Origin of the sequence: Magnetospirillum moscoviense, from assembly GCF_001650635.1 — a bacterium.
In the GTDB taxonomy this organism is placed as follows: domain Bacteria; phylum Pseudomonadota; class Alphaproteobacteria; order Rhodospirillales; family Magnetospirillaceae; genus Magnetospirillum; species Magnetospirillum moscoviense.
In genome coordinates this window covers 1-3162 of record NZ_LWQU01000042.1, presented here as the reverse complement: position 1 = coordinate 3162, position 3162 = coordinate 1, and the positions used below count along the sequence as shown (strand labels likewise).

Genomic DNA, 3162 nt, shown 5'->3' with positions numbered 1-3162 from the left:
TGCCGACGCCTCGCCAAGGACTTCGAGAACCTCGCCAGAATGGCGCTGGCGTTCCTGCGCCTGGCCATGATCCGCCTCATGCTGCGCAGAATCGCAAGGCACAGGAAATAATAGGGAACTTCGCGGACGGACTCTAAGGGATCATTCACCCGGTTCGAATTAAAGGCAGTATATGGAGAATTTTTGAAAGTCAAAAAGAAAAGCCCCAAACCGGGGGCGGCTGGGGCTTAACGGATGAATGATCCCTTAGCCCGTCTATTATACTCATATTTTATACAATGCAAATTTTTGTCGTACTTTTTGTATCTTGTCGGTGCGACATCACTGCGACACCCAACGATATCGGCATCTTGAAGCCAATATTCGACACCGACAGACTCCGACATGTCGGACGACAAAACTCCGGCATGTCGTTGGACTTGCCCGCCATCGGGAAGCCCGCGACAATTCCCCCATGACCGCCGAATCACTGCCCGTCCGCATCCAGGTAACCTCGTCCCTACCGAGGGCCAGCCTGCCAGATGGTGCGACGATCCCGGAGCCCAATCCCCCCGTGAGCGCACCGTAGGGGCTATGGAAACTTCCGAGAAGTGTGGACGATGTTGAGAACTTGCACGTCGGCTTCAAGCACTCGCACAAAGGCGATAAAGGGAAGCTTTGGTATGGCTGCCTCTCGAGCGCCTGTGACACGCTCGCTTTCGCGCACACGTTCTGGGAATTCTTTGAGACTTTCAATCTGCGCCACAATCCTGCTTTCGATGGCAAGCGCGGTCTCAAAACCAACGTTCTCAAGATAATAGACGAGGATACTTTCGAGGTCTGAAAGCGCCTCTGACGTCCACACGATCTTCATATTCGAACTAACGGGTAGGTTTTAATAGGCGGGCGGCGATCCTGGAGCGAATTTGCTTCATGGCATCCGCATGCTCAATGAGCGTTGTTTCCCCGCTATCGACCCGGCGCATGGTCTCGGCAACTTTATTTGCCACCCACTCTTCATGCCCAGGCTCTTTCGCCATCATCATTTCGGGCAAAAGGGACGCCTCTGCGTCTTCCATGGAAATCATTATTCCAACGGGGCGGTCGTTCTTTGTGATTATGACTGGCTCACGCTGCGCAGAGTGCAGGAATTCCCCGAAGTGGTTTTTGGCGTCTCGCGCCGTCATGACCTTCATGTTCATGGTCTTCGTATGTGAGGGCTAATGGTGTCCATTGTAGCCACAATGGACACTTTTGCAAATCGGATTGCCCGGTTATTCGAAAAGTTGGGGCGGACGGCGTGCACGCCGTCCGCCCCATTGCCCCGTCAAAAGGAAGTCTCGTGAGAGGGTGTATCGCGTTCGGCAATACGCTCGCTCACCCACGCATCCACCTCAGACAGCACCCACGCGACCCGACCCGGACCAAGGTTTACCCGCTTCGGGAATTTCCCCGCCGCTTCGAGCCGCCCGATATGTTGAGGCGTATACGGGATGCCGCAGACGCTCTTGAGCTCTTTCTTCGACACGAGCCGCTTATCAAACTGGATCATCGGATTTCTCCCTCTCGGGAGGCATCGCGATGCCCCGGTTAAAAAGCCGCACCGGTAGGCAGGGGAATGGTAGCGCCACGGTCGCATACCTGTCGAGAGATTCGCCAACGGCAGGCATGCGCCCCCCCATCAACGGCTTTAGGGGACACTCTTAGGGGACGCATAGGGGACAAACGGCCCGGCCTCACCATCGGTGGGTAACAAGAAATCCGGGCCGATGGGAACCCACGAGAACCCAGGCAAGCCGTGCAAAACCTGGGAAATCGCCGCATTGGCCGCGTCAAACCCGCGTCATCTATGTTTTTTTGTCCCCTAGAATGTCCCCTAGAGGCCCAAAAACGATCAAGGGGTTAGCCCATTTCTGAGCTAACCCCTTGATTTATATGGTAGCGGGAGAGGGACTTGAACCCCCGACCCCAGGATTATGATTCCCGTGCTCTAACCAGCTGAGCTACCCCGCCAAATCCCGTGCGAGAGGCGCCGATATAAAGGCATCTCGCCCCCCTGTCAAGCGGCAAAGGAAACACCTATCTTTGGGACGGGAAGCAAAAGGAGCACAAGAGAAAATGGGCTTGTTCGGACCAAGCAAGACGCAGATGCCGACCCGCGACCAGGCGCTGGCAGGTCGCGACGAGGTGATGGCGGTTCCCGACCGGCATTTCGTGTTGGGTTCCCCCCTGGTGGCGCCGTTTCCGCCGGGCGCCGAACTGGCGTGGTTCGGCCTGGGCTGCTTCTGGGGCGCGGAAAAACGGTTCTGGAGCCAGGACGGCGTGATCAGCACGGCGGTCGGCTATGGCGGCGGCTTCACCGCCAATGCCACCTACCAAGAGGTCTGCAGCGGCCGCACCGGCCATAACGAGCTGGTCCAGGTGGTGTTCGATCCCTCCCGCATCGAGTATCAGGACCTGCTGCGGCTGTTCTGGGAAAGCCACGATCCCACCCAGGGCATGCGCCAGGGAAACGATATCGGCACCCAATACCGCTCGGGCATCTATGTCGGCTCGGCCCAACAGCGCGAACTGGCCGAGGCCAGCCGGGCGGCCTATCAGGCTCGCCTCGATGCCGGACGCCGCGGCGCCATCACCACCGAGATCGTCGATGCCGGGCCGTTCTATTACGCCGAAGCCTATCACCAGCAATATCTCGCCAAGAATCCCGGCGGCTATTGCGGGCTGGGCGGAACCGGGATCGCCTTTGGCTAAAGCCCGAACCTGACGGAAAGTGCGTCCAGGGCGGCGGCCAGTTCGCGGTCCAGCCGGGTGCCAAGGTCGCGGTCGATCATCGCCCGGGCCGGGTCGTGCTGGGCAAACTGGCACAATTGCGCCAGCCGGCAGCAGGCCAGGCTGGAAGCCATGCCTTTCAGCCGGTGAGCCGCGGCCCGCAGTTCGGCGGCGTCACCCTGTTGCCAGGCCGCCCGCATGGCGTCGGATTCCACACCGAACGACTCGGGCGCCTTGGCGGCAAGGTCGGTCAAGGTGGCGGTGCCGACCCACTCGGTCAGTTCACTCAAATAGGCGTGGTCAAGGACGTCCTCGCCCGTTTCGGCCATGGTTCCCCCCATAGGCGTTAACATAGCGCACACACTTGGCGTTTTCGCTTTCTTGGGGTGTCGGCGAGGCGTACAGCGAGGC

The 3162-nt window shown here is 59.0% G+C and carries 5 protein-coding genes, 1 tRNA gene and 1 pseudogene; 2 read left to right on the top strand and 5 right to left on the bottom strand.

All coding sequences use genetic code 11. The annotated features are described in order from the left end of the window. Positions 1-111: pseudogene (locus A6A05_RS20565) on the top strand (IS5/IS1182 family transposase); the annotation flags it as partial. 460 nt (positions 112-571) lie between these two features. Here the strand turns inward: A6A05_RS20565 and A6A05_RS19860 are convergent. The 4 genes from A6A05_RS19860 to A6A05_RS02310 all read right to left on the bottom strand — a co-directional run bounded on the left by A6A05_RS19860 (position 572) and on the right by A6A05_RS02310 (position 1992). Beyond that, positions 572-853: a type II toxin-antitoxin system RelE/ParE family toxin gene (locus A6A05_RS19860; protein ID WP_082910632.1), complete on the bottom strand. Its 282-nt coding sequence runs from the start codon at positions 851-853 to the stop codon at positions 572-574. 7 nt (positions 854-860) lie between these two features. Then, positions 861-1181 (bottom strand): type II toxin-antitoxin system Phd/YefM family antitoxin, encoded by a 321-nt coding sequence (locus A6A05_RS02320; RefSeq protein ID WP_245644150.1) that lies wholly within the window; start codon positions 1179-1181, stop codon positions 861-863. Positions 1182-1306: 125 nt separating this feature from the next. Beyond that, positions 1307-1531 (bottom strand): helix-turn-helix transcriptional regulator, encoded by a 225-nt coding sequence (locus A6A05_RS02315; RefSeq protein ID WP_008619583.1) that lies wholly within the window; start codon positions 1529-1531, stop codon positions 1307-1309. A 384-nt stretch (positions 1532-1915) separates the two neighbouring features. Next, positions 1916-1992: transfer RNA gene (locus A6A05_RS02310), tRNA-Met, on the bottom strand. Between the two features lie 135 nt (positions 1993-2127). Here A6A05_RS02310 and msrA point away from each other — a divergent pair. After that, positions 2128-2733 (top strand): peptide-methionine (S)-S-oxide reductase MsrA, encoded by a 606-nt coding sequence (gene msrA, locus A6A05_RS02305; protein ID WP_425411935.1) that lies wholly within the window; start codon positions 2128-2130, stop codon positions 2731-2733. Here the strand turns inward: msrA and A6A05_RS02300 are convergent. Further along, complete coding sequence (locus A6A05_RS02300; protein WP_068497064.1) at positions 2730-3080, bottom strand: Hpt domain-containing protein; 351 nt, start codon at positions 3078-3080, stop codon at positions 2730-2732. The two genes, msrA and A6A05_RS02300, sit on opposite strands and share 4 nt — an antisense overlap. Positions 3081-3162 lie beyond the last annotated feature (82 nt).

Excerpts from the sequence above, each read along its gene's own strand:
- A6A05_RS02320 (WP_245644150.1), bottom strand. The coding sequence starts at position 1,181 with ATGAACATGAAGGTCATGACGGCGCGAGACGCCAAAAACCACTTCGGG.
- msrA (WP_425411935.1), top strand. The coding sequence starts at position 2,128 with ATGCCGACCCGCGACCAGGCGCTGGCAGGTCGCGACGAGGTGATGGCG.
- A6A05_RS19860 (WP_082910632.1), bottom strand. The coding sequence starts at position 853 with ATGAAGATCGTGTGGACGTCAGAGGCGCTTTCAGACCTCGAAAGTATC.
- A6A05_RS02300 (WP_068497064.1), bottom strand. The coding sequence starts at position 3,080 with ATGGCCGAAACGGGCGAGGACGTCCTTGACCACGCCTATTTGAGTGAA.
- A6A05_RS02315 (WP_008619583.1), bottom strand. The coding sequence starts at position 1,531 with ATGATCCAGTTTGATAAGCGGCTCGTGTCGAAGAAAGAGCTCAAGAGC.